We start from the raw sequence: 19,881 nt of genomic DNA on the forward strand, positions 1-19,881 counted from the left end.
TCAGAGCGCGGGCACGACCATGGGCGTGCCGGTCACGGGGTCGGGGACGACGACGCTGGGCAGGTCGAAGACCTCTTTCAGCAGCGCGGCGTCCACCACGTCGGCCGGGGCGCCCTCGGCGACGACCCGGCCCTCCTTCATGGCGACCAGGTGGTCGGCGTAGCGGCACGCCTGGTTGATGTCGTGCAGCACGGCGATGACGGTGCGGCCCTCGTCGCGCAGCCGGGCCAACAGGGTCAGCAGCTGGTACTGGTGGGTGATGTCGAGGAACGAGGTCGGCTCGTCCAGCAGCAGGTGCGGCGTCTCCTGGGCGAGCACCATCGCCACCCAGACGCGCTGCCGCTGCCCGCCGGACAGCTCCTGCACGGGCCGGTCGGCCAGGTCCTCGACGCCCGCGAGCACCATCGCCTCGGCGACCGCGGCCTGGTCGTGCTCCGACCAGGCGGACAGCAGCGACTGGTGCGGGAACCGACCGCGGGCGACGAGCTGCCGCACCCGGATGTCCTCGGGCGCCACCGGGTCCTGCGGCAGGAAGCCCAAGGCGCGGGCCAGTGCCTTGGTCGGGTACGCGCCCACCTCGCGGTCGTCCAGGCGCACCTCTCCCCCGGCCGGGCGCAGCAGCCGCACCAGCGAGCGCAGCAGGGTGGACTTGCCGCAGGCGTTGGGGCCGACGATGGCGGTGAAGGCGCCGTCGGGGATGTCGAGGCTCAGCCGCGTCGACACCACCCGGTCGCCGTAGCGCAGGGTCAGGTCCCTCGCGGTCAGGCGAGCGGTCATGTCCGCCGCACCTCCTTGGTGAGCAGCCAGATGAGGTAGCAGCCGCCGATGGCGGTGCTGACCACGCCGACGGGCAGCGGGACGGGGGCGAGCAGCGCCTGCGCGACCAGGTCGGCGCCCTGGAGCAGCACCGCGCCGGTCAGCGCGGCGGGCAGCAGCGGGATGCCGGGCGAGCGGGCCAGCCGGCGGCCGATCTGCGGCGCGGCCAGCGCGATGAACGCGATCGGGCCGGCCACCGCGGTCACGGTGGCCGTGCAGCCGACGCCGATCAGCACCAGCTGGAGGCGCAGCCGCTCCAGGCCCACGCCGGTGGTCACCGCCACGGCGTCGCCCAGCGACGCCTGGTGCACCGCCTGCGAGCGCAGGACCAGCAGCACCAGCAGCACGGCGAGCACCGCGAACGGGATGCGCAGGTCGGCCCAGTCCACGCCGTTGAGGGAGCCCGCGCTCCACCCCACCGCGGCGATGGCCACCTCCAGCTCGGCGCGCAGCACGATCCACGAGTTGACCGCGGTCAGCGTGGCGTTGACCGCGATGCCGATCACCACCAGCCGCAGCCCGGACAGCCCGCCGCCCAGCGACAGCAGGTAGACCGCGGCCGCGGCGACCACGCCGCCCACCGCCGAGCCCAGCGCCAACTGCGCGGACGTGCCGGACAGGACCGTGATCGCGATCAGCGCGCCGGTGTACGCGCCGGCGTCGAGACCGATCACGTCCGGGCTGCCCATGGGGTTGCGGGTCAGGTTCTGGAAGATCGCGCCGGCCAGGCCGAGCGCCGCGCCGAACACCAGGCCCGCCAGGACCCGGGGCAGCCGCCACTCGCGGATCACCACGTTCGACCCGCCGCGCGCGCCGCCGAGCGCGTCGAACACCTTGGCCGGGCTCGCCCAGGTCACGCCGTAGCACAGCCCGAGCAGGCCGAGGCCGGCGATGACCAGCACCAGGACGGCCGACAGCAGCAGCGTCCGGCGCTCCGCCCTCGCCGAGAACCTCCCCCGGCGCAGGACCACGGTGCTCACAGCGCCGCCGCCCCGTACCGCCGGACCGCCCAGACCAGCACCGGGCCGCCGAGGAACGCGGTCACGATCGCCACCGGCACCTCGCCGGTGGGCAGCAGGACGCGGGACCCGATGTCGGACACCAGCAGCAGCACCGGTCCGAGCACCACCGCGTACGCGGTCAGCCACGGCACGGACGCGCCCGCCAGGCGCCGCGCCAGGTGCGGCACCATCAGGCCCACGAACAGGATCGGCCCGGCCACCGCCGTCGCCGCCCCGGCCAGCACGGTGATCAGCACCAGCGTCGCCAGCCGCACCCTGGCCACGTTCGCGCCCAGGGCGTGCGCGGTGGTCTCGCCCAGCGCGACGGCGTCGAGCTGCCTGCTCAGCAGCAGCGCGCCGAGCACCGCGAGGGCGATCACCAGCAGCGGCCACCCGGTCGGGGCCTGCTCCCGGCCGGCCAGCGAGCCGACCGACCAGAAGCGGTACTCGTCGAACACGTCCGGCAGCAGCAGGCGCATCCCGAGGGACACGCCCGTCAGCACCGAGCTGAGCGCCACGCCGGTGAGCACCAGGCGCAGCGGCGAGCTGCGGCCCACCGAGTAGACCAGCAGCGCCGCCAGCACCGCGCCCAGCACCGCCAGCGACAGCTCGCCCACCGCCGTGGCGGTGGCGCCCAGCGCCGAGCCGACGGTGATGGCGAAGGCCGCGCCCGCGGTCACGCCGAGCACGCCCGGCTCGGCCAGCGGGTTGCGGGACAGCACCTGCACCAGCACACCGGACACGGCCAGCGCGGCGCCCGCGCCGACGGCCAGGACGGCGCGGGGCACCCTGATGTCGCGGACCACGAGGTGGTCGCTGGACCCGTTGGGCTCCAGCAGCGCCCGGACGACCTCGGCCGGGGCGATGGCGTGCGCGCCGACGCCGACGCTGAGCACCGCCACCCCGACCAGCAGGACCAGGGCGGCGACCAGCAGCACGACCCGCGCGCCCGACCGCCGGCGCGTCACCATCACTTCCGCAGCAGCGGCGCGAACGCCTCGTCGGCGGCTTCCAGCGTCTTCAGGGCCGACCCGTAGGTGGCCGCCTCGGTGTAGCGCAACGGGAAGGTCTTGCCCGCCTTCACCGCGGGCAGCTCCTTCCACAGCGGCGAGTCCATGACGTACTGGACCGGCGGGGGGACCGAGCCGTCGGCGGACACGGAGTAGGTGATCGCGTCGGCCTCGGCGAACGCGGCGGGCATCTCCTCGATCGAGGAGTACTCGCTGACGTCCTTGGAGCCGCCGCCCTTGACCTTCACCTGGCCGTAGTAGCTCGCGCCCATGTCCTCGACCACGTTGGTGCCCCAGGAGCCGTTGAACTCGCGCTGGAAGTTGCCCTTGGCGACCTCGCCGTACGCGCCGACGTGGGCCAGCTTCAGCTGCGGCAGCACGGAGGCGTACTTGTCGGCCAGCTCCTTCGCCTTGGCGTCGTACTCGCCGCGCAGGGCGTCGAACCCGGCCAGCGCGCCGGCCGCGTCGGACTGCTTCTTCGACAGGTCGCGCCACATCGACGGCACCGACGGGCCGATGGCCACGACGGGGGCGATGGCCTCCAGCCGGGCCAGGTCGATGTCGGCCAGCACGGGCTTGGGCACGCCGATGACGATCAGGTCGGGGTCGGCCTGGGCGATGGCCTCGTAGTTGGTCTCCGCGGCCGACTCGCCCGCGACCTTGGTCAGCTCCTCGTACTTCTTGAGGTCCTCCTCGGACATCAGCGGGATGCCGCGCTTCCAGGTGGAGATCCCGACGAGCGGCGCGTCCGCCTCCAGCAGGACGGGCACCGCGTACCCGGTGGCCACCACCCGCTCGGGCGAGACCGGGATGGTGATGTCGCCGTTGTCGGCGGTGAACACCCGGGTCTCGGACCCCGTCTGGGCCGCGGGCGCGTCACCCCCGTCGTCGGAGCCGCAGCCGGTGGCCACGGCGAGGGCGACCGCGAGGGCGGCGACGAGGCGGGGGGATCTGGCGATGGACATGGTCGTTCCTCGGGATTCGGTGTTCTTCGTCGGGGATCGGGGGACTTCAGTGGTCGTGGTCGTCGTCGAAGTCGACGACGCCGCGCTTCCAGTAGCCGGTGATGTCGTGGTCGGCCTTGGCCAGGCCCAGCTCGTCGCGGACCCAGCGGCGCAGCGGCTTGATCGCGCCCGCCTCGCCCGCGACCCACGCGTAGAGGCTCTCGCCCTCGGGGACGCGCACCGCGCGCACGGCGTCGGCCAGCAGGCCGGTGGAGCCGGCCGGCGCGTCGCCGCGGTGCAGCCAGCGCACCTCGACGTCCTCGGGCGCGGACAGCTCGATCTCCTCGTCCGCGCCGGCGACCTCGATGAACGCCCAGCCGGCCGCGGTGCGCGGCAGCTCCTCCAGCCACCGGGCGAGGGCGGGCAGGGCGGTGATGTCGCCGGCGAGCAGGTAGCGGTCGTAGCGGTGCGGGACGATCAGGCCGCCGGGCGGGCCGGCGACGTGCACGACGGCGCCCGGTTCGACCGCGCGGGCCCAGTCGGCGCCCAGCCCGCCGTCGTGCAGGGCGACGTCGAGGTCCAGCTCGCCGGTCGCCGGGTCGTAGCGGCGCACGGTGTACTCGCGCGAGGTGGGCGAGGGCTTGGGCCAGCGCAGCATGAGCCCGTCCGGCTCGGGCAGGCGCAGCGTGCCGTCCGGTTCGGGGAACAGCAGCTTCACGTGCTCGTCGGGCGAGTGCGCCTCGAAGCCCTCGGTGCCGGGCCCGCCCAGGGTCACCCGCAGCAGGGCGGACCCGACCACCGCGGTGCGCACCACCTCGACCTCGCGGACGCGGATCGGGTAGCCCACCTTCTCCGGCACCCGGCCCGCGCGGACCTCGGCGATCCGCTCCAGGTGGCGGCCCCGGTGGTCCACCCGGCCCTGGCCCGGCCGGCTCACGCCCCGGCCCCGGCGACCAGCTCGGTCCAGCGCGCCAGGCGCGGGTCCTCGGCCAGGTCCGCGAACTCCAGCCCGGTCGCGCCCGCCGCGCGCCAGCGCTCGACCAGGCTCATGATCCGCATGGAGTCCAGGCCGAGGTCGAGCAGGTCCGCGTCGGCGTCCAGCTCGCCGGGCTGGACCCCGAGCAGGTCGGCGACGTCGGCGCGGACCAGTTCGGCGGACGGGGTGGTGGTGCTCATCGTGCCGCTCCAGCGGGGATCGGGGTGGACGCCGACAGCGCGGCGAGCGCGTCGGCGGTGGTGGTGACGACGCCGCAGCGCTGGGCGACGTACTCGCACGCCTGGTCGTGCCGCTCGCGGGAGAAGTCCGCGACGGCGTCGCACACCAGGAACGGCCGGACGTCGCGCATGAACGCCTCCACGGCCGTCGCCTGGCAGCCGATGTGGGCGTAGACGCCGGTGATCAGCAGCTGGTCGCGCCCGAGCGCGGCCAGCTCCTCGGCGAACTCGCTGCGCTGGAAGGCGCTGTAGCGCCACTTGGTCAGCACGGTGTCGCCCGGCCGCGGCGCCAGGTCGGCCACGATGTCGGCGGCGGACGGGTCGGCGTCGATGACCCCGCCGATGCCCGGACCCCAGAACTCGGTGAGCAGGCCCCGGTCGGCGGCCTCCTGCCGGCCCGGCTGCGCGGTGTAGAACACCGGCACGCCGAGCTCGCGCGCCGCCGCGATCAGCGCGGCGGTGTTCGCCGTCATCTCGGGGATCGGCGCGCCCTGGTAGGGCGCCAGGAAGTAGCGCTGCGCGTCGTGCACCAGCAGCGCGGCGCGCGCCGCCTCGGGGCGCCAGTCCACCCGACCGGGCGGCAGCTCCGCCGCGGTGGGCATCGGGTAGGGCCGGATCTCCGGCAGGGACACGGTTCACCCCTCCTTGGCCAGGGCGGCGAGCGCCACCCTCAGCTCGCGCTTGCTGGTCTTGCCGACGCCGGTCACCGGGAACGCCTCGACCACCTGGACCAGGTCGGGCACCTTGAACGCGGCCACGCCCCGCTCCCGGACGAAGCGGCGCAGCTCGGGGGCGGTGGGCGCGGCGCCCGCGACCGGCACCACGTAGGCGCAGGTGCGCTCCCCCAGGTACTCGTCGGGCACCGCGACCACGGCGGCGTCGAGGACGCCCGGGTGGGCCATCAGGTGGTTCTCCACCTCTTCGGCGGCCACCTTCTCGCCGCCCCGGTTGATCTGCTCCTTGGCGCGGCCCACCACCTCCAGGTGCCCGGTCGGCGTGCGCCGCACCAGGTCGCCGGTCCGGTAGAAGCCGTCCGCGGTGAACGCGGTCGCGTTGTGCCCGGCGGCCCGGTAGTAGCCGCGGATCGTGTAAGGGCCGCGGGTCAGCAGGGCGCCGACCTCGCCCGCGGGCACCTCGTCGGTCGAGGCCGCCGCGGGATTGTCGGGGTCGACCACGCGGATCTCGTCGTCCGGCGAGATGGGCCGGCCCTGGGTGGTCAGCACGAGTTCGTCGGGGTCGTCGAGCCGGGTGTAGCAGACCAGGCCCTCGGCCATGCCGAACACCTGCTGCAACCGGCAGCCCAGCGCGGGCCCGATCCGCTCGGCCAGCTCGCGGCCGCACTTGGCGCCGCCGACGAGCAGGACCTCCAGGGAGGACAGGTCGCGGGAGGTGCGCGCGGCGGCCTGCACCCAGGCGGCGGCCAGCGGCGGCACCACACCGGTGATCGTCACGCCCTCGGCCTCGATGAGCCGGAAGGCGGTGTCCGCGTCCGGGCGGGGCGCGAGCACCGTGGTGGCGCCCGCGTGCAGCGCCCCGAGCACGCCCGGCGAGCTGAGCGGGTAGTTGTGCGCGACCGGCAGCGCGGCCAGGTAGACGCTGTCCGGGCGCAGCGCGCAGATGCGGGCGCTCTCCCGGACGCTGTAGAGGTAGTCGTCGTGGGTGCGCGGGATCAGCTTCGGCAGCCCGGTGCTGCCGCCGGAGAGCTGGAGGAACGCCACGCCCGCCGGGTCGGGGTCGGGCAGCTCGCGCGGCGCGGTGGCCGCCAGGTCGTCGAACTCCGCGGAGCCGACCACCAGCACGTGCCGCACCGAGCGCACCCCGGCGGCCACGGCGCGCGCGGTGGCCGCGTGGTCGTGCCGCTCGTGCTCGCCGACGGTGAGCACCGCGACGGCGCCGCTCTGCTCGGCGAAGTGCCGCAGCTCGCTGTCGCGGTGCGCGGGCAGCGCGAACACCGGCCAGGCGCCCACGCGCCACAGGCCGAACACCGCGGGGAGGAACTCGGGCACGTTCGGCAGCTGCACCACGACCCGGTCGCCGGCGCGGACGCCCAGCTCCACCAGGCCGGCGGCGATCCGGTGGGCCCGCTCGTCCAGTTCCGTGAACGTCCAGCGCGCCGTCGCGCCGGCCCGCTCGCCCACCACCGCGGTGCGGTCGGTGTGGGCCTCGGCCAGGGAGGTAAGCAGGGCGCCGAAGGTCTGCCCGCGCCAGTGCCCGGAGGCGCGGTAGCGGGCCGCGACCGCCGGCGGCCAGGGGGTGTGGTCGGGTCCGGCGTCCGAGGAGGGGTCCACGGCGGGTCCCGCGCCCGCGTTCACGGCGGGTCCCGAGTCCGAGGCGGCGCTCACGGCGCGCCCCGCGCCCGCGCTCACGCCGCGCCCCGCATCCGAACCCCCGCTCACGCCGTGCCCTCCAGCCCGAGCGCGCGCAGCAGCGTGCGGAACTTCGCGCTGGTCTCGGCCAGCTCCGCGGCGGGGTCCGAACCCGCGACGATCCCGGCGCCCGCGAACAACCGCACCGTCCGGTCGCACACCTCCGCGCTGCGGATGGTGACCACCCACTCGCCGTCGCCCTGGAGGTCGGACCAGCCGACCAGACCGGAGTAGTAACCGCGGTCCTCGGGCTCCAGCTCGGCGATCGCGGCGCGCGCCCGGTCCACCGGCACCCCGCACACGGCGGGCGTCGGGTGCAGCGCCTCGGCCAGCGCCAGCGCGGAGGACCCCGGGTCGGTCGGGTCCGCGAGCCGACCGGTGATCCGGGTGGACAGGTGCCACATGGTCGGCGTGCCGATCACCGAGGGCTCGGCGGGCGCGTCCAGGTCGACGCAGAACCGGCCCAGCACCTCGGCCACCTGCGCCGAGACGTGCGCGTGCTCGGCGCGGTCCTTGGCGGAGGCGAGCAGTGCGGCGACGCGCCTGCGGTTCTCGGCCTCGTCCGCGACGCGCGGCAGCGAACCGGCCAGGGGGTTGGCCACCACCTCGGTGCCGCGCCGGGACACCAGCAGCTCCGGGCTCGCCCCGACGAGGGCGCGCGGCGCGGGGTCGCCCGGCGCGCTGACGTCCACGGCGAAGGCGTGCGCGGCCGGGTTGAGGCGCACCAGGCGGGACAGCAGCGCGGGCACCGGGACGGGCTGGTCCGCGGTGACCTCCAGGCAGCGGGCCAGCACGACCTTGTCCAGCTCGCCGGCCCCGATCAGCTCCAGCGCGCGGCGCACGCCGTCGGCGTAGACCTCCGGCTCGGGCCGCGGCGTGATCGACCACTTGGCGGAGGCGGGGGCCCCGGCCGGGCCGCTGCCGTCGGGCGCGCCCGCGCGGCGCACCACCGCGGGCACCACGAGGCTGGCCTCGGCGTCGGGCCGGAACCCGATCGCGCCGACCACCACCGGGTCCTCCACACCGTGCACCGCCGCCGCGTCGAGGGCCTCGGACACCGCGGCGGCCCGGGACCCGTGCCCGGCCCGGACGGGCGCGTGCACGCCGTCGGCCAGCAGGGAGCCGGTCGCCGAGGAGTAGAAGAAGGACCCCGGCAGGTAGGCGGCCAGCAGGTCGGCCGCCCGGTGCACGGGTCGAGGTCGGACCATTGCGGGTGTGGACACGTCGGGTGGTCCCTTTCGGAGATCGTTGGGGCGGCGGCGTTTCACCAGCCTCACCAAACTTAGGAGAGCCTAGCCTAATCCGGCAGCGCGCAGAACCCTTCGGCGACGGATCAAGCCCGGCGATCGGGCACGACGACCGAACGCCGCGGTCAAGCGCGACCAGCGAACCCGGCGCCCGGTCAGGCGACGAGGGTCGCGCCGCCGTCCACGTACAGGTTCTGCATCGTGATGTGCCGCGCGCGGTCGGAGACCAGGAACAGCACGGCTTCCGCGATGTCGGCCGGGTCCGCGATGCGCCCCAGGGGGATACCCACCCGGAACTGCCCCGGGTCGCCCGCGAGCACGCCCCGGGATCCCTCCTCGTCCGTCCACAACAGACGTTGCATCCGGGTGTCGGTCGAGCCGGGCGACACCACGTTGCACCGGATGCCGCTGCCCGCCAGCTCCAGGCCCAGGCACCGGGTGAGCATCGTGATCGCCGCCTTGGACGCCGCGTAGGCGGCCATCCCCACCCGCGGCACCCCGACCGAGTTCGACCCCACGGTCACCAGCGCGCCGCCGCCGCGCGGCACCATCCGCCGCGAGACCTCCCGCAGCACGGTGAACGCGCCGGTGGCGTTGACCGCGAACGTGGCCGCCCAGTCCTCGTCGGTGGTGTCGCACACCGACCTGTGCCGCAGCACGCCCGCGACCGACACCCCGATGCCGATCGGGCCGACCCGCTCCTCGACCTCCGCCACCGCCCGGACCACCGCGCCGGGGTCGCCCACGTCCACCACCAGGGGCACGACCCGCTCGGGGTGGCGCGCGGCCACCAGCGAGAGGGCCCCGGCGTCGACGTCCAGTGCCGCGACCGTCGCCCCCGCGCCGACCAGCGCGTCCACCACGGCCTCGCCGATGCCCCGGGCGGCCCCGGTCACCAGCGCCACCCGGCCCCCGACGCCCGCTTCCCCGTTCCCCGACGCGGTCACCGGCACTCCTCTCCCCGACGAGCAGTTCATTAGGTTGGCCTAACCTAACTTCTCGGGCCGGCCCGTGGGTTGGTCGATGTGAGTGATCTAGCTCATGACGACCTTCGGGGCCCCGAAGTCACCCGACCGGCGTCATCCCTTCGGGGGTGGCGGGCCGGTTGCCCGGCTGTTCCCGAACGGACGCGTGGCCGACGAAATCCGGTCGATCACCCGCGGCCTGCCTGTCTACGGTCCTCCTGTCGTCCGCCACCGGGAGGGAACATGCGCACCCAGTACCCGCGCACACCGCACCTCCCGTGGTCCCCGGGCGCGTCGTCGGACGACGTGCGGGTGGTCGACCCGGTCGGGTTGCGCGGGCGCGAGGTGGTGGTCACCGAGAAGCTCGACGGCGAGAACACCACCCTGTACCCGGACGGGCTGCACGCCCGGTCCCCGGACTCCGCGCACCACCCGTCCCGCTCGTGGGTCAAGGGGCTGCACGGGCGGATCGCGGCGCGGCTGCCGGCCGGGTGGCGCGTCTGCGGCGAGAACGTCCACGCCCGCCACTCCCTCGCCTACACCGACCTGGAGAGCTGGTTCTACGGCTTCTCGGTGTGGGCCGGTGACCGCTGCCTGGACTGGGACGCCACCGCGCGGTTCCTGCGGGAGCTGGGCGTGCCCACTCCCCCGATGCTGTGGCGCGGCGCGTTCGACGAACGGGCGCTGCGCGCGCTGCGGGTCGACACCGCCCGGCAGGAGGGTTTCGTGGTGCGCACCACCGAGGGGTTCGGGCGCGCCGAGTTCGGGCGCCGGGTGGCCAAGTGGGTGCGCCCCCACCACGTGCGGACCGACGCGCACTGGGCGACCGCGCCGGTGGTGCCCAACGGCCTGGGCGCGGCGTCCGCGCTGTGGGACGCGCGGTCCGGCGCGCCGGTCGACGTCGCGGCGCTGCTCGCGGCGGTCGGCTGCGCGGGGGAGGTCGCGCCCGCCGAGCGGGTGGCCGAGGAGCTGGGCCGGACCGGGGACGCGCGGTTGGCGGGCGTGCTCGCGGCGGTGCGGCACCGGGTGCCGCGCGGTCGGGTGGCGACGCTGCTGGCCGGACCGGTCGGGGTCGCCGCGGCGCGGCGGACCGCGGACCTGGTCGGGCTGCACCGCCTCCCGCACGAGCCGTTCCCCGACGAGCACCGCCGGGCCGGGCTGCTGCGGCTGTCGACCGCCGCGGACCTGGAGGTGCTGCACGCGGTGTCCGCCGCCGTCGCGGACGCGCCCGGACCGCGCGACCAGGTGGCGTGGTCCGCCCTGCACGCCGAGGAGGTGGGCCCGTGGGCCCCGCTGCGCTCGGGCCTGCGCGACCGGCTGGGCACCGGCCCGGCCGCCGACCGGTGCTGGGCCGGGGCGCGGGACGCGAGCCTGCGCGCCGGGCGGGTGCTGGACGTGGCCGAGGCGGTCGCCGCGACGTGGCGGTGGCGGTCCGGCGACTTCCCGGTCCTGGTGCACCTGGTGGGCGGCGCGGGCAGCGGCAAGACGACGTTCGCCGCCGGGCTGCCCGACGTGGGCGCCCGCGTGTCGCTGGACGACCTGCGCGAGGAGGCCGGCGACCGGGCCGACCAGCGGGACAACGGCCGGGTGCTGCGCGCCGGGCTCGACCGGCTCGGCGCCGCGCTGCGGGAGCACCGGACCGTCGTGTGGGACGCCACCTCGCTGTCGGACCACCAGCGGGCCGCAGTCCACGCGGTCGCCCGGCGGCACGACGCGCTGGTGACGCACGCGGTGCTGCTGGTCGACGAGCGCGAAGCCGCCCGGCGCAACGGGTCCAGGGCGCGACCGGTGCCGCCCGCGGTCCTCGCCGACCGGGCGCGCCGGTTCAGCCCGCCGTACCCGTGGCAGGCCCACCGCACCTGGTACGTCGGCGCGGCCGGCACCGTGGACGACACCGACGACGGGGAACCGTGATGCGCACCAGCGAGCAGGTCTACCACCAGGTCCGCTGGGACCCGCGGCTCGACCCGGCCCGGTTCGTGCTCGGCGTCGGGCAGCGCGGCGCGCCGCCGGAGCGGGTGCCGCTGCCCGCGTTCGCGCCCGGCGGCGAGGTGCCCTGGCACCGGGTGCTGTTCGTGGAGGCCGACGGCGAACTGGTGTGGGACCGGGCCGCCGGGCTGGACCGCGTCGGGGAGACGGCGGCCGGGCGGGTGCGCGTGCCGCGCCTGCTGCGCCCGCCGGTGTTCACCGCGAGCACCCCGCACGCCTGGGACCCGGTGGCCGGGTGGGTGCCCGTGCGCCCCCGGGGCGTCGGCCGGGACCGCGTCCCGCGCCGGCCGGGAGCGGCGCCCCCGCGCCCGCGCCGCCCCGCCGGCTCGACCGAGGTCCGCGTGCTGACCTGGAACGTGCTGTGGGACCGCTACGACACCGACCGCATCGACACGGCCGGCCGCCGGCCGCTGCTGTCGGCCGAGCTGGCGACCGCCGACGCGGACGTCATCGCGCTCCAGGAGGTCGAACCGGACCTGCTCGCGGTGCTGCTCGCCCAGCCGTGGGTGCGCGACGGCTACGCGGTGGACGTCGACCCGACCGGGCCGGACGTGGACCGCACCGGCCTGGTGGTGCTGAGCCGGCTGACGGTGCGGGAGGCCGGGCGGTTCCCGCTGGGCCCGCACAAGGCCGTCGCCGCGGTCGTGGTCGAGACCGCCTCGGGTCCGCTCGTCGTCGCCGCCACCCACCTCACCAGCGACCACACCGCGAACGGCGCGGCGAAGCGGCGGGCGCAACTGGCCCGCGTCGCCGAGGCCCTGGCCGGCGTGCCCGGCGACGTGGTCCTGGCCGGCGATCTCAACGACGGCGGCCGGCGGCCGGCCACCGCGCTCGGGATGCGCGACGCCTGGCTGGAGGCGCGCGACGACGCGCCGCCGACGTTCGACCCCGGCGCCAACCCGCTGGCCGCCGTGTCCTCCCTGACCGGGCGGGCCGCCCGGCTCGACCGGGTCCTGCTGCGGGGCGAGGTGCGGTGCGCGGGCGCGGAACTGCGCGGCACCACGCCCACCGCGGCCGGGCTGTTCGCCTCCGACCACTACGGCGTGCTGGCCCGGTTGGCTCCGCGCCAGGCACCCGCCGACGTTCCCGAGGCCGGGCCGACGCCGGGCACCGGCGTGCCGGTCGGCTCGGTGCCGACCCAGACAGCCGCCCACATCACCGACACCACACCGACACCCCACACCGACATGCCGACCCACTCGGCACCGACCCAGACACCCACCCACATCACCGACACCACACCGACACCCCGCACCGCGGTGGTGTGGTTGCCCACCGCGGGCGAGGACGTTGCGCGGGTGCGCCGGGAGCACGACCGCCGCGCCGACCGGTGGCCGCCGCACGTGACGGTGCTCTTCGTGTTCGTGCCGGAGTCCGATTTCGACCGCGCCGTGCCGCTGCTGGCCGGCGCGGTCGCGGAGGTGCCCGCCTTCCCGGTGCGGGTGGCCGGGGTGCGGGAGTTCCGGCCCGACGCGGTGTGGCTCGACCCCGCCGCCGACGGCGCCGGGCCGTGGGCGGCGCTGCACGACGCGGTGCGGCGGCGCTTCCCCGCGTGCGCGGCCCGCGAGGGCTTCACCCCGCACCTGGCCGTGGGCCGGTCACGGCGGGCGGCCGGGTCGATCGGCGCGTGGTCGGACCGGGTGGACCGGCTCGTGGTGCTGTCGCGGCGCGGCGACGGGCCGATGCTGCCCCGCGCGGCGGTCGCCCTGGGCACCGGCGAGGTGACCTGGTTCCCGGAGCCGCCGACCCCGCCGGGACCCTCGCTGGACGCGGTGGCCGGGCGGGTCGCCGCCGCGCTGTCGGCCGCGCTGGACGACGTGCGCGTGGTCGGCTCGCGCCGGACGGGGTGCGCCCTGCCCGACGCCGACCTGGACCTGGTGGCGATCGCGCCCGACCCGGCGGAGGTGGCCGCACGGGTGGTCGCGGCGCTGCCGGGCGCGACCTCGGTGCGGCCGGTGGTCGGCACGCGGGCGCCGGGGCTGCGGCTGGAGGTGGACGGGCTCGGCGTGGACGTGGCCGTGGCCGACAGTGGCGCGGACCGGGAGGTGGTGCTCGGCGCGGTGACCGACGCCGAGGCGGTGCTCGCCGCCGTCGGCGACCGCGTCGACGCCTTCGCGCGGCTGGCCCGCGAGGTGAAGGCGTGGGCGCGGGCGCGGGGGCTGGACTCGGCGCCGTTCGGCGGCGTACCGGGCCTGGGCTGGTCCGTGCTCGCCGCGCGGACGGTGGCCGGGTGGCGCGGGCCGGACCCGCTCACCGGGTTCTTCGCGACGTGGGCGGCGTGGGACTGGCGCGACCCGGTCGCCCTGACCGGCACGCCGGAGCCGACCGGCGCGCCCCTCGCGGTCCTGACGCCGACCGCGCCCGTGCGCTCGTGCACCGGGCAGGTGAGTCCCGGGTTCCGCGACCTGCTCACGGCCGAGCTGTACCGGGCGTGGGAGATCGTCGAGTCCGGCGGCGACGGGCTGACCGCGCCACCGGACGCGCACCGGGCGCACGCCGCGTGGGCGCTGGTGACGGTGCCGCTCGACCTCCTCGGCCCGGTGCGGGGGCGGGTGCTCGCGCTGACGGCCGCGCTGGGTGCGGCGGGGTCGCCGGACGTCCACGCGTGGCCCCGGCCGGTCGGGCGCGACGCGGGCGCGGTGCGGTTCGCGATCGGCCTCGGCCGGCGACCGGTGAGCGCGGCGGTGCTGGCCGACCTGGTCGCCCGGTGGACGACGGGGTGGCGCGGCGTCGAGGTCGTCCGGGTCGGCAACGGCGAGGTGCCGACCCTGCGTTGAGCCGGGTCCCGGTGGCGCTGGTGCGTTCGGCGCACTCCCGGCCGCGCCGACCGGGGTAGTCGATCTAGGACGGGATTGCGCGCCGGCCGGTTTGGGCACCACACACGTCGTGACGATCAGTGGAGCGGACCGGCGGACGGTGGTCACCGCGGAGAAGTTCGCGGTGCGCAGCGCGGTGTCCTTGATCGCCGCGAGCGCGGCGGGCGCGGCCTTCTTCGTGGTGCTGGCCGTGGTCTGGGCGGACTGGGCCCCGGTGCGCGTCGCCGACCAGGCGATCTCGACCTCCTTCAACCGCTGGGTCGCCGGCTCGGAGACCGCGGTGGCCGTGCTGCGCGGGATCACCACCCTGGGCGACACCACCACCCTGATCGGCGTGGCGGGGCTGGCCACGGCGTGGCTGCTCCTGCGCCGGCGCCCCTGGGTCGCGGTGCACGTGGTCGTCACCGCGGCGGGCGGCGGGCTGCTCGGCGTGGTGGTCAAGGAACTCGTCGGGCGGCTGCGCCCGCTGGTCGAGGTGGAGGTGGCCGACGCGGCGGGACCGAGCTTCCCGAGCGGGCACACGCTGGGCTCCACCGTCACCTACGGCGTGCTGCTGCTGGTCTTCGCCTCCGTGCCGCGCGGCCGGGCGGCGCTGACCTGGCTGGTGGTCGCGGTCGTCGTCGCGGTCGGCGCGACGCGGGTGGCGCTGGGCGTGCACTACGCGACCGACGTGCTCGGCGGCTGGCTGCTGGGCCTGCTGTGGCTGGCGCTGACCACCGAGGTGTTCCGCCAGTGGCGGCGCGACCGCGGGATGCCGGACGTGCCCGTGTCGCACGGCCTGGTGCCCGAGGCGGCCGACGACCTCGAACCCGCGCCGGAGCGGGCGCACGTGCCGGGCGGGGCCTGGCGCGCCGCGGCGCGGCTGCTGGTGGCGTGGGGCCTGCTGCTGGGCACGCTGTTCGCCCTGGGCTCGTGGCTCACCGCCGCGGGCGAGGACGTGCCGCCCGCGTGGGACCGCGCCGTGGTCGAGTGGTTCGCCGAGCGCCGGACCCCGGCGTGGGACGCGGCCCTGGTGCCGCTGGGCGACGCCACCGGGACCGGACCGGTGATCACCGCCGCGGTCGTGGTGTGCGTGCTCGCCCTCGCCGCGACCCGCGACTGGCGCCCCGTCCTGCTGGTCGTCCTCGGCCTCCTCGGCGAGGTGGCGCTGTTCCTGATCACCTCGTCGATCATCGACCGGGCCCGGCCCGCGTCCCGGATCCCCAGCGACGTCCCGCCCACCTCCGCGTTCCCCTCCGGGCACGTCGCGGCGTCCCTGGTCCTCGGGGCCGCCGTGGTGCTGCTGGTCCGGCGCGCGGTGCGGGGGTGGTGGCGGGTGCCGGCCGTGGTGCTCGCCGCGGCGGTGCCCGCGGTCGTCGCGGTGCAGCGGCTCTACACCGGTCTCCACCACCCGACCGACGTGCTGGGCAGCCTGCTGCTCGCGCTGGTGTGGATCGCGGTCGTGCACACCGCGGTCTACGGCGGCGTCGTGGTCCGGCCCGCGGAACGGCGGTCCGGCGCGCGCTCCTGACACGTGATCCGAGTCTCGTGCGGTGGGGCTCCCGGACCCTGTATAGGGTTTCCGCGGAGAACTCACCACCCACCGCGTCGAGAGGGGGCGATCGGTGCTCGGGGAGCCCGACGAGCGAGACGTGGCCGGGTGGCGGGCCGTCGGCCCGACGGCCCTGCGCGCGGAGCTCGACCGCGCGCTGGGTGCTCCGCGCGCTCCCGGCTCACCGGACTCACCCGACGCTCAGTCCGCTCCGCGCGCTCCCGGCTTACCCGACGCTCAGTCCGCTCCGCGCGCTCCCGGCTCACCAGCGGCCCCGGGCGCTCAGGCCGCCGCGTCCGTCTCGGACGCCGAGCTGATCGCGGCGGTGCGCGGCGGCGCGGTGCGGTCCTACGGGCAGCTGTACTCGCGCCACGTGGCGGCCGCGCGCAACCTGGCCCGGCAGCTGTCGCGCTCGCCCGTGGAGGCCGACGACCTCGTCTCGGACGCCTTCGCGAAGGTCCTGCTGGTCCTGCGGGGCGGGCGCGGGCCCGACGAGGCGTTCCGGCCCTACCTGCTCACCACGCTGCGGCACACCGCGTACGACCGGACCCGGCACGAGCGCCGGGTGGAGCTGGCCGGCGACCTGGAGGCCGTCTCGGGGGTGGAGCGCGCGGTCAGCCAACCGTTCCACGACACGGCGGTGGCCGAGCTGGAGCGGTCGCTGGCCGCGCGGGCGTTCGCCAGCCTGCCGGAGCGGTGGCGGGTGGTGCTGTGGCACACCGAGGTCGAGGGGCAGTCGCACGCCGACGTCGCGCCGCTGCTCGGGTTGACCACCAACGGCGTGGCCGCGATCGCCTACCGGGCCAGGGAAGGGCTGCGGAAGGCGTACGTGCAGGCGCACGTCGTGCAGGACCCCGGTGGGCGCTGCCGCGCCGCGGTCTCGCGGCTGGGCGCGTGGACGCGGCGCGGGCTGTCCGCGCGGGAGACCGCGCAGGTCGAGTCCCACCTGGACGAGTGCCTGGACTGCCGCTCGCTGGCCGCCGAGCTGACCGACGTCAGCGGCGCGCTGCGCGCGGTGGTCGCACCGCTGGTGCTGGGGGCCGGCGCGGCCGGTTACCTGGCGACGGCGGGGAACGGGCAGGCCGCGGCGGTGTCGGGCGGCGCGGCGGCGAGCGGCGCGACCGGCGGCGGCTCCGGCGCGGGCGGTCCTGGAACAGGCAGCGGGGCAGGCGACCCCGGGGCAGGCAGCGGGAGCGGGTCCGGGACAGGCGGCGGTAACGGCCCCGGGACAGGCGGCGGCGGCTCCGGCGCGGGCGGTCCTGGCTCCGGCAACGCGACGTCGCCCGCGCAGTGGCTCGGCGCGGCGGCCGCGGCCACCGCCGTACTGGTGGCCGTGCTGGCCGGGACGAACACCACCCGGCAGGCGATCGTGCCCACGGCCGGCTCGACGCCGACCCCTACCCGGGTCGCCGGTTCCACCGCGACCGCACCGGAGCAGACGCCCTCCCCCGGCGCCACCACCACGACCGCACCCACCACGACCGGCGCCACCACCTCGTCGACCACCGGTCCCGCGACGGTCGCGCCACCGGTCGTGACCACCACGACGGGCACGACCACCACCACCCCGGTCGAGCAGGTCGGCGGCGAGCTGACGCCGATCGTGCCGACCACCTTCGCCACCGGCACGGGCGGGCCGCCCACCGAGCTGCCGGTGGTCGTGCACAACACGGGCCTGGTCCCGCTGCCGCCGCCGGTCCTCGCCCTGGCCCTGCCCGACGACGTGCGCGTGGTCGGGCCCGGCCAGTCGCTGCTGGGCAGGCGGCTGGTGGCGCTCGACGGCGCGGCCGGGCAGGCGCGGGTGGGGTGCCCGTCGAGCCGCGGCACGGTGACGTGCACGGCCGAGCGGGCGCTCGCGCCCGGCGAGTCGGTGACCTTCGTGCTGCGGGTGCTGGCCGGGCCCGCGGCGGTGAGCGGCGCGATCACCGGGACGGTGACGGCGGGCGCGCTGTACGCCACGCCGGTGCGGGTGCCGGTCACCATCACGCCGCGGTAGCGCCGGCTAGGAGAGGTCCCGGCCGATGCGGTGGCCGATCAGCGCCTCGCGGAAGCTGCCCCGCTCGTGCGCGGCCACCAGGTCGGCGGCGATGTCGCGCAGCTTGCTGTTGCCGTGCTGGGAGGCGCGGCGGAGCAGGGCGAACCCGCCGTCGGTGTCGCAGGAGAAGTGGCGCATCAGCAGCCCCTGCGCGAGGCCGATGGTGTGCCGGGTGCCCAGGGCCGTGGTCAGGTTCTCCACCAGGCGACGGCTGTCGTGGAAGAGCTGGGCGTTGTCGAACGCCACCCCGGCGTGCAGGGTGATCAGCAGGATGATGTCGTAGGCGTGGTCGTCGAACAGGTGCGGCTCGCGGCTGAGCAGCGTCACCGCGGCGTGGGGCGGGCGCTGCGAGGGCACCGGCAGGACCAGGCAGCCGCGGAACTCCCGGAGCGCGAGGCGGGCGGTGAACAGCGGCCACCGGTCGTCGTCGCGGGTGTCCTCGATCCGCCGCGGCTCGCGGTAGCGCAGCACGTCGAGCAGCGGGCCGCCGTCCGTGGCGGGGTCGGCCTGGCTCACCGGGGGCTCGCCGGTGGTCGCGACGACCTCGAACCCCCCGTCCTCGCGGCCGACCGAGATGAAGGCGAGGTCGCACCCCGGGACGGACGCGACCAGGTGGTCGAGGAAGTGGCGGGCGGTCGCCTCGTACGCCTCGTCGTCGTTGAGCCGGGCCATCTCGGCCAGCGCGCCGGCGAGCGCCAGTACGTCGTGTGTCATTCGGTGCGTCCCCCCGGAGGTGGTCCACCGCGTCCCGGCCGCGACCGACCGGGACGACGGGAGTGGTCCGTCGGGATGCTGCGCTGCTGAACACGCCCGTCGCGGCTCAGGACACTAGCGCACGGGCCGTTCGCCGCGGTGGGCAGGACCGGTGGAGCGGGGCCAGGGGGGCCGGGGCGCGCGGACGCTGGTTTGCTCAACGGTTCCGCACACCCCGGCCCCGGCCCGCCGGAGCGGGCCTACCGTGCCAAAACGCGCGCGCACGGGTGAAGATGTTTTACCCTGCGTGGACAGGGTTAAACGGCGACCTCGGCCGAAAGTACGAGAACGCTGCCCGATGGGGTGCACCCACCCCCCGGAGCGTCCTACGTTCCGCTCATGACTGCGACACAGGGCACCACGGCTCCCCCGGCCACGCTCGTCGCCGCGTTCTTCGGCTTCCTGGTCTCCGCGGTCTCCGCGCTGGCCGGCGGTCTGGTCGTGCTGGGCATGGAGGCGGAACCGGCCGACGCGGTGCGCCGGTCCAACCCCGGGTTCACCGAGGACCAGGTGGGCTCGGCGGTCACCCTGGGCCAGGCCACGGTGCTCGGCACGGCCGTGCTCATCGCGCTCGTCTACCTCTGGCTGTCGTTCAAGCTCAAGGCCGGGCGCAACTGGGCGCGGGTGACGCTGACCGTCTTCACCGCGCTCCAGGTGGCCGCGGTGGTCACCGGCGACGGCAACACCCGGGTCGGGTACGCCGGCGCCGCCGTCGCGGTGCTCGCCCTGGTGCTGTCCTACCTCCCCTCCTCCTCCGCGCACTTCCGGCGGGCCCGCTAGTCGCCCGGCCAGGCCGGGTTGGATGATCCGCGGATGACCTCGACCGGACCGCAGGCCAGGCGCGGCGTGCTCGTCACCGAGCTCGCCGTCCTGGTCGCGGCCGTCGCGGTGGACCTGGTGTGGCAGGTGCGGTCGCCCGGTCCGCCGGGCACGCTCGCGACGGTGGTGGGCTCGTTCGCGTCGCCCTCCGGGTCGGCGGCGGCGGTCCTGGCGGTGCTGCGGCGGCGGTTCCCCCGGCACGTGCTCGGGCTGGGGGTCGCGGTGGCGGCGCTGTCGCTGGTGGGCACGGCGCTGGTGGCGGCCGGCGGGGGCGCGGTGGCCGAGGGGCCGCCGACCGCTGAGGTGTGCGCGGCGGCGCTGCTGGTCGGCGCGGGGTGCCGGCGGCTGCCGCCGGTCCGGGCGGGCGCGCTCCC

16 protein-coding genes and 1 pseudogene are annotated in these 19,881 nt (G+C 76.5%); 6 read left to right on the forward strand and 11 right to left on the reverse strand.

Features of this window, described 5'->3' with window-relative positions; genetic code table 11:
- The 10 genes from ACFP3R_RS25130 to ACFP3R_RS25175 all read right to left on the reverse strand — a co-directional run bounded on the left by ACFP3R_RS25130 (position 1) and on the right by ACFP3R_RS25175 (position 9,576).
- Positions 1-777, reverse strand: a complete 777-nt coding sequence (locus ACFP3R_RS25130; protein WP_380638909.1) for an ABC transporter ATP-binding protein — start codon at positions 775-777, stop codon at positions 1-3.
- Positions 774-1,796, reverse strand: a complete 1,023-nt coding sequence (locus ACFP3R_RS25135; RefSeq protein WP_380638911.1) for a FecCD family ABC transporter permease — start codon at positions 1,794-1,796, stop codon at positions 774-776. Before ACFP3R_RS25135 ends, ACFP3R_RS25130 begins: the two co-directional genes overlap by 4 nt.
- Positions 1,793-2,788 (reverse strand): FecCD family ABC transporter permease, encoded by a 996-nt coding sequence (locus ACFP3R_RS25140; protein WP_380638941.1) that lies wholly within the window; start codon positions 2,786-2,788, stop codon positions 1,793-1,795. The genes ACFP3R_RS25135 and ACFP3R_RS25140 overlap by 4 nt, the downstream gene beginning before the upstream one ends.
- The gene (locus ACFP3R_RS25145) at positions 2,788-3,792 is read right to left on the reverse strand and encodes an ABC transporter substrate-binding protein (protein WP_380638913.1); all 1,005 of its coding nucleotides are present in this window, start codon (positions 3,790-3,792) and stop codon (positions 2,788-2,790) included. Before ACFP3R_RS25145 ends, ACFP3R_RS25140 begins: the two co-directional genes overlap by 1 nt.
- A 46-nt stretch (positions 3,793-3,838) precedes the next feature.
- On the reverse strand, positions 3,839-4,708 hold the full coding sequence (locus tag ACFP3R_RS25150; protein ID WP_380638915.1) for a siderophore-interacting protein: 870 nt from the start codon (positions 4,706-4,708) through the stop codon (positions 3,839-3,841).
- The gene (locus ACFP3R_RS25155; protein WP_380638917.1) at positions 4,705-4,947 is read right to left on the reverse strand and encodes a phosphopantetheine-binding protein; all 243 of its coding nucleotides are present in this window, start codon (positions 4,945-4,947) and stop codon (positions 4,705-4,707) included. Before ACFP3R_RS25155 ends, ACFP3R_RS25150 begins: the two co-directional genes overlap by 4 nt.
- Entirely contained in the window at positions 4,944-5,618 is a 675-nt protein-coding gene (locus ACFP3R_RS25160; protein WP_380638919.1) for an isochorismatase family protein, read from the reverse strand. Before ACFP3R_RS25160 ends, ACFP3R_RS25155 begins: the two co-directional genes overlap by 4 nt.
- A gap of 3 nt (positions 5,619-5,621) precedes the next feature.
- Entirely contained in the window at positions 5,622-7,274 is a 1,653-nt protein-coding gene (locus ACFP3R_RS25165; RefSeq protein WP_380638943.1) for a (2,3-dihydroxybenzoyl)adenylate synthase, read from the reverse strand.
- A 104-nt stretch (positions 7,275-7,378) separates the two neighbouring features.
- On the reverse strand, positions 7,379-8,575 hold the full coding sequence (locus ACFP3R_RS25170; protein ID WP_380638921.1) for an isochorismate synthase: 1,197 nt from the start codon (positions 8,573-8,575) through the stop codon (positions 7,379-7,381).
- Positions 8,576-8,754: 179 nt separating this feature from the next.
- Positions 8,755-9,576, reverse strand: a complete 822-nt coding sequence (locus ACFP3R_RS25175; protein WP_380638923.1) for a 2,3-dihydro-2,3-dihydroxybenzoate dehydrogenase — start codon at positions 9,574-9,576, stop codon at positions 8,755-8,757.
- Between the two features lie 231 nt (positions 9,577-9,807).
- Between ACFP3R_RS25175 and ACFP3R_RS25180 the strand changes: the two genes are divergently transcribed.
- From ACFP3R_RS25180 to ACFP3R_RS25195, 4 genes are all read left to right on the forward strand, one after another.
- Positions 9,808-11,478, forward strand: coding sequence for an RNA ligase family protein (locus ACFP3R_RS25180; protein WP_380638925.1), 1,671 nt, complete (start codon positions 9,808-9,810; stop codon positions 11,476-11,478).
- A complete protein-coding gene (locus ACFP3R_RS25185; RefSeq protein WP_380638927.1) occupies positions 11,478-14,330 on the forward strand; it encodes an RNA repair domain-containing protein in 2,853 nt (950 codons plus the stop codon). The genes ACFP3R_RS25180 and ACFP3R_RS25185 overlap by 1 nt, the downstream gene beginning before the upstream one ends.
- 109 nt (positions 14,331-14,439) lie before the next feature.
- Positions 14,440-15,879 (forward strand): phosphatase PAP2 family protein, encoded by a 1,440-nt coding sequence (locus ACFP3R_RS25190; protein WP_380638929.1) that lies wholly within the window; start codon positions 14,440-14,442, stop codon positions 15,877-15,879.
- A gap of 346 nt (positions 15,880-16,225) precedes the next feature.
- Positions 16,226-17,896 carry a sigma-70 family RNA polymerase sigma factor gene (locus tag ACFP3R_RS25195; protein ID WP_380638931.1) on the forward strand — a complete coding sequence of 557 codons (1,671 nt, stop codon included), beginning with the start codon at positions 16,226-16,228 and terminating at the stop codon, positions 17,894-17,896.
- Positions 17,897-17,902: 6 nt separating this feature from the next.
- Here the strand turns inward: ACFP3R_RS25195 and ACFP3R_RS25200 are convergent, their stop codons facing one another.
- Positions 17,903-18,649, reverse strand: coding sequence for a GAF and ANTAR domain-containing protein (locus ACFP3R_RS25200; RefSeq protein WP_380638933.1), 747 nt, complete (start codon positions 18,647-18,649; stop codon positions 17,903-17,905).
- A gap of 378 nt (positions 18,650-19,027) precedes the next feature.
- Between ACFP3R_RS25200 and ACFP3R_RS25205 the strand changes: the two genes are divergently transcribed.
- Together ACFP3R_RS25205 and ACFP3R_RS25210 are read left to right on the forward strand one after the other, a co-directional pair.
- A complete protein-coding gene (locus tag ACFP3R_RS25205) occupies positions 19,028-19,468 on the forward strand; it encodes a hypothetical protein (protein ID WP_380638935.1) in 441 nt (146 codons plus the stop codon).
- A 33-nt stretch (positions 19,469-19,501) separates the two neighbouring features.
- Positions 19,502-19,881: pseudogene (locus ACFP3R_RS25210) on the forward strand (sensor histidine kinase); the annotation flags it as partial.

This window comes from Saccharothrix lopnurensis (assembly GCF_042658445.1).
Taxonomy (GTDB): domain Bacteria; phylum Actinomycetota; class Actinomycetes; order Mycobacteriales; family Pseudonocardiaceae; genus Actinosynnema; species Actinosynnema lopnurensis.

What these genes read in the sequence shown, in the direction of transcription:
- ACFP3R_RS25130 (WP_380638909.1), bottom strand. Translation starts at nt 777, where the DNA reads ATGACCGCTCGCCTGACCGCGAGGGACCTGACCCTGCGCTACGGCGAC.
- ACFP3R_RS25140 (WP_380638941.1), bottom strand. Translation starts at nt 2,788, where the DNA reads ATGGTGACGCGCCGGCGGTCGGGCGCGCGGGTCGTGCTGCTGGTCGCC.
- ACFP3R_RS25145 (WP_380638913.1), bottom strand. Translation starts at nt 3,792, where the DNA reads ATGTCCATCGCCAGATCCCCCCGCCTCGTCGCCGCCCTCGCGGTCGCC.
- ACFP3R_RS25155 (WP_380638917.1), bottom strand. Translation starts at nt 4,947, where the DNA reads ATGAGCACCACCACCCCGTCCGCCGAACTGGTCCGCGCCGACGTCGCC.
- ACFP3R_RS25175 (WP_380638923.1), bottom strand. Translation starts at nt 9,576, where the DNA reads ATGAACTGCTCGTCGGGGAGAGGAGTGCCGGTGACCGCGTCGGGGAAC.
- ACFP3R_RS25180 (WP_380638925.1), top strand. Translation starts at nt 9,808, where the DNA reads ATGCGCACCCAGTACCCGCGCACACCGCACCTCCCGTGGTCCCCGGGC.
- ACFP3R_RS25185 (WP_380638927.1), top strand. Translation starts at nt 11,478, where the DNA reads ATGCGCACCAGCGAGCAGGTCTACCACCAGGTCCGCTGGGACCCGCGG.
- ACFP3R_RS25200 (WP_380638933.1), bottom strand. Translation starts at nt 18,649, where the DNA reads ATGACACACGACGTACTGGCGCTCGCCGGCGCGCTGGCCGAGATGGCC.
- ACFP3R_RS25205 (WP_380638935.1), top strand. Translation starts at nt 19,028, where the DNA reads ATGACTGCGACACAGGGCACCACGGCTCCCCCGGCCACGCTCGTCGCC.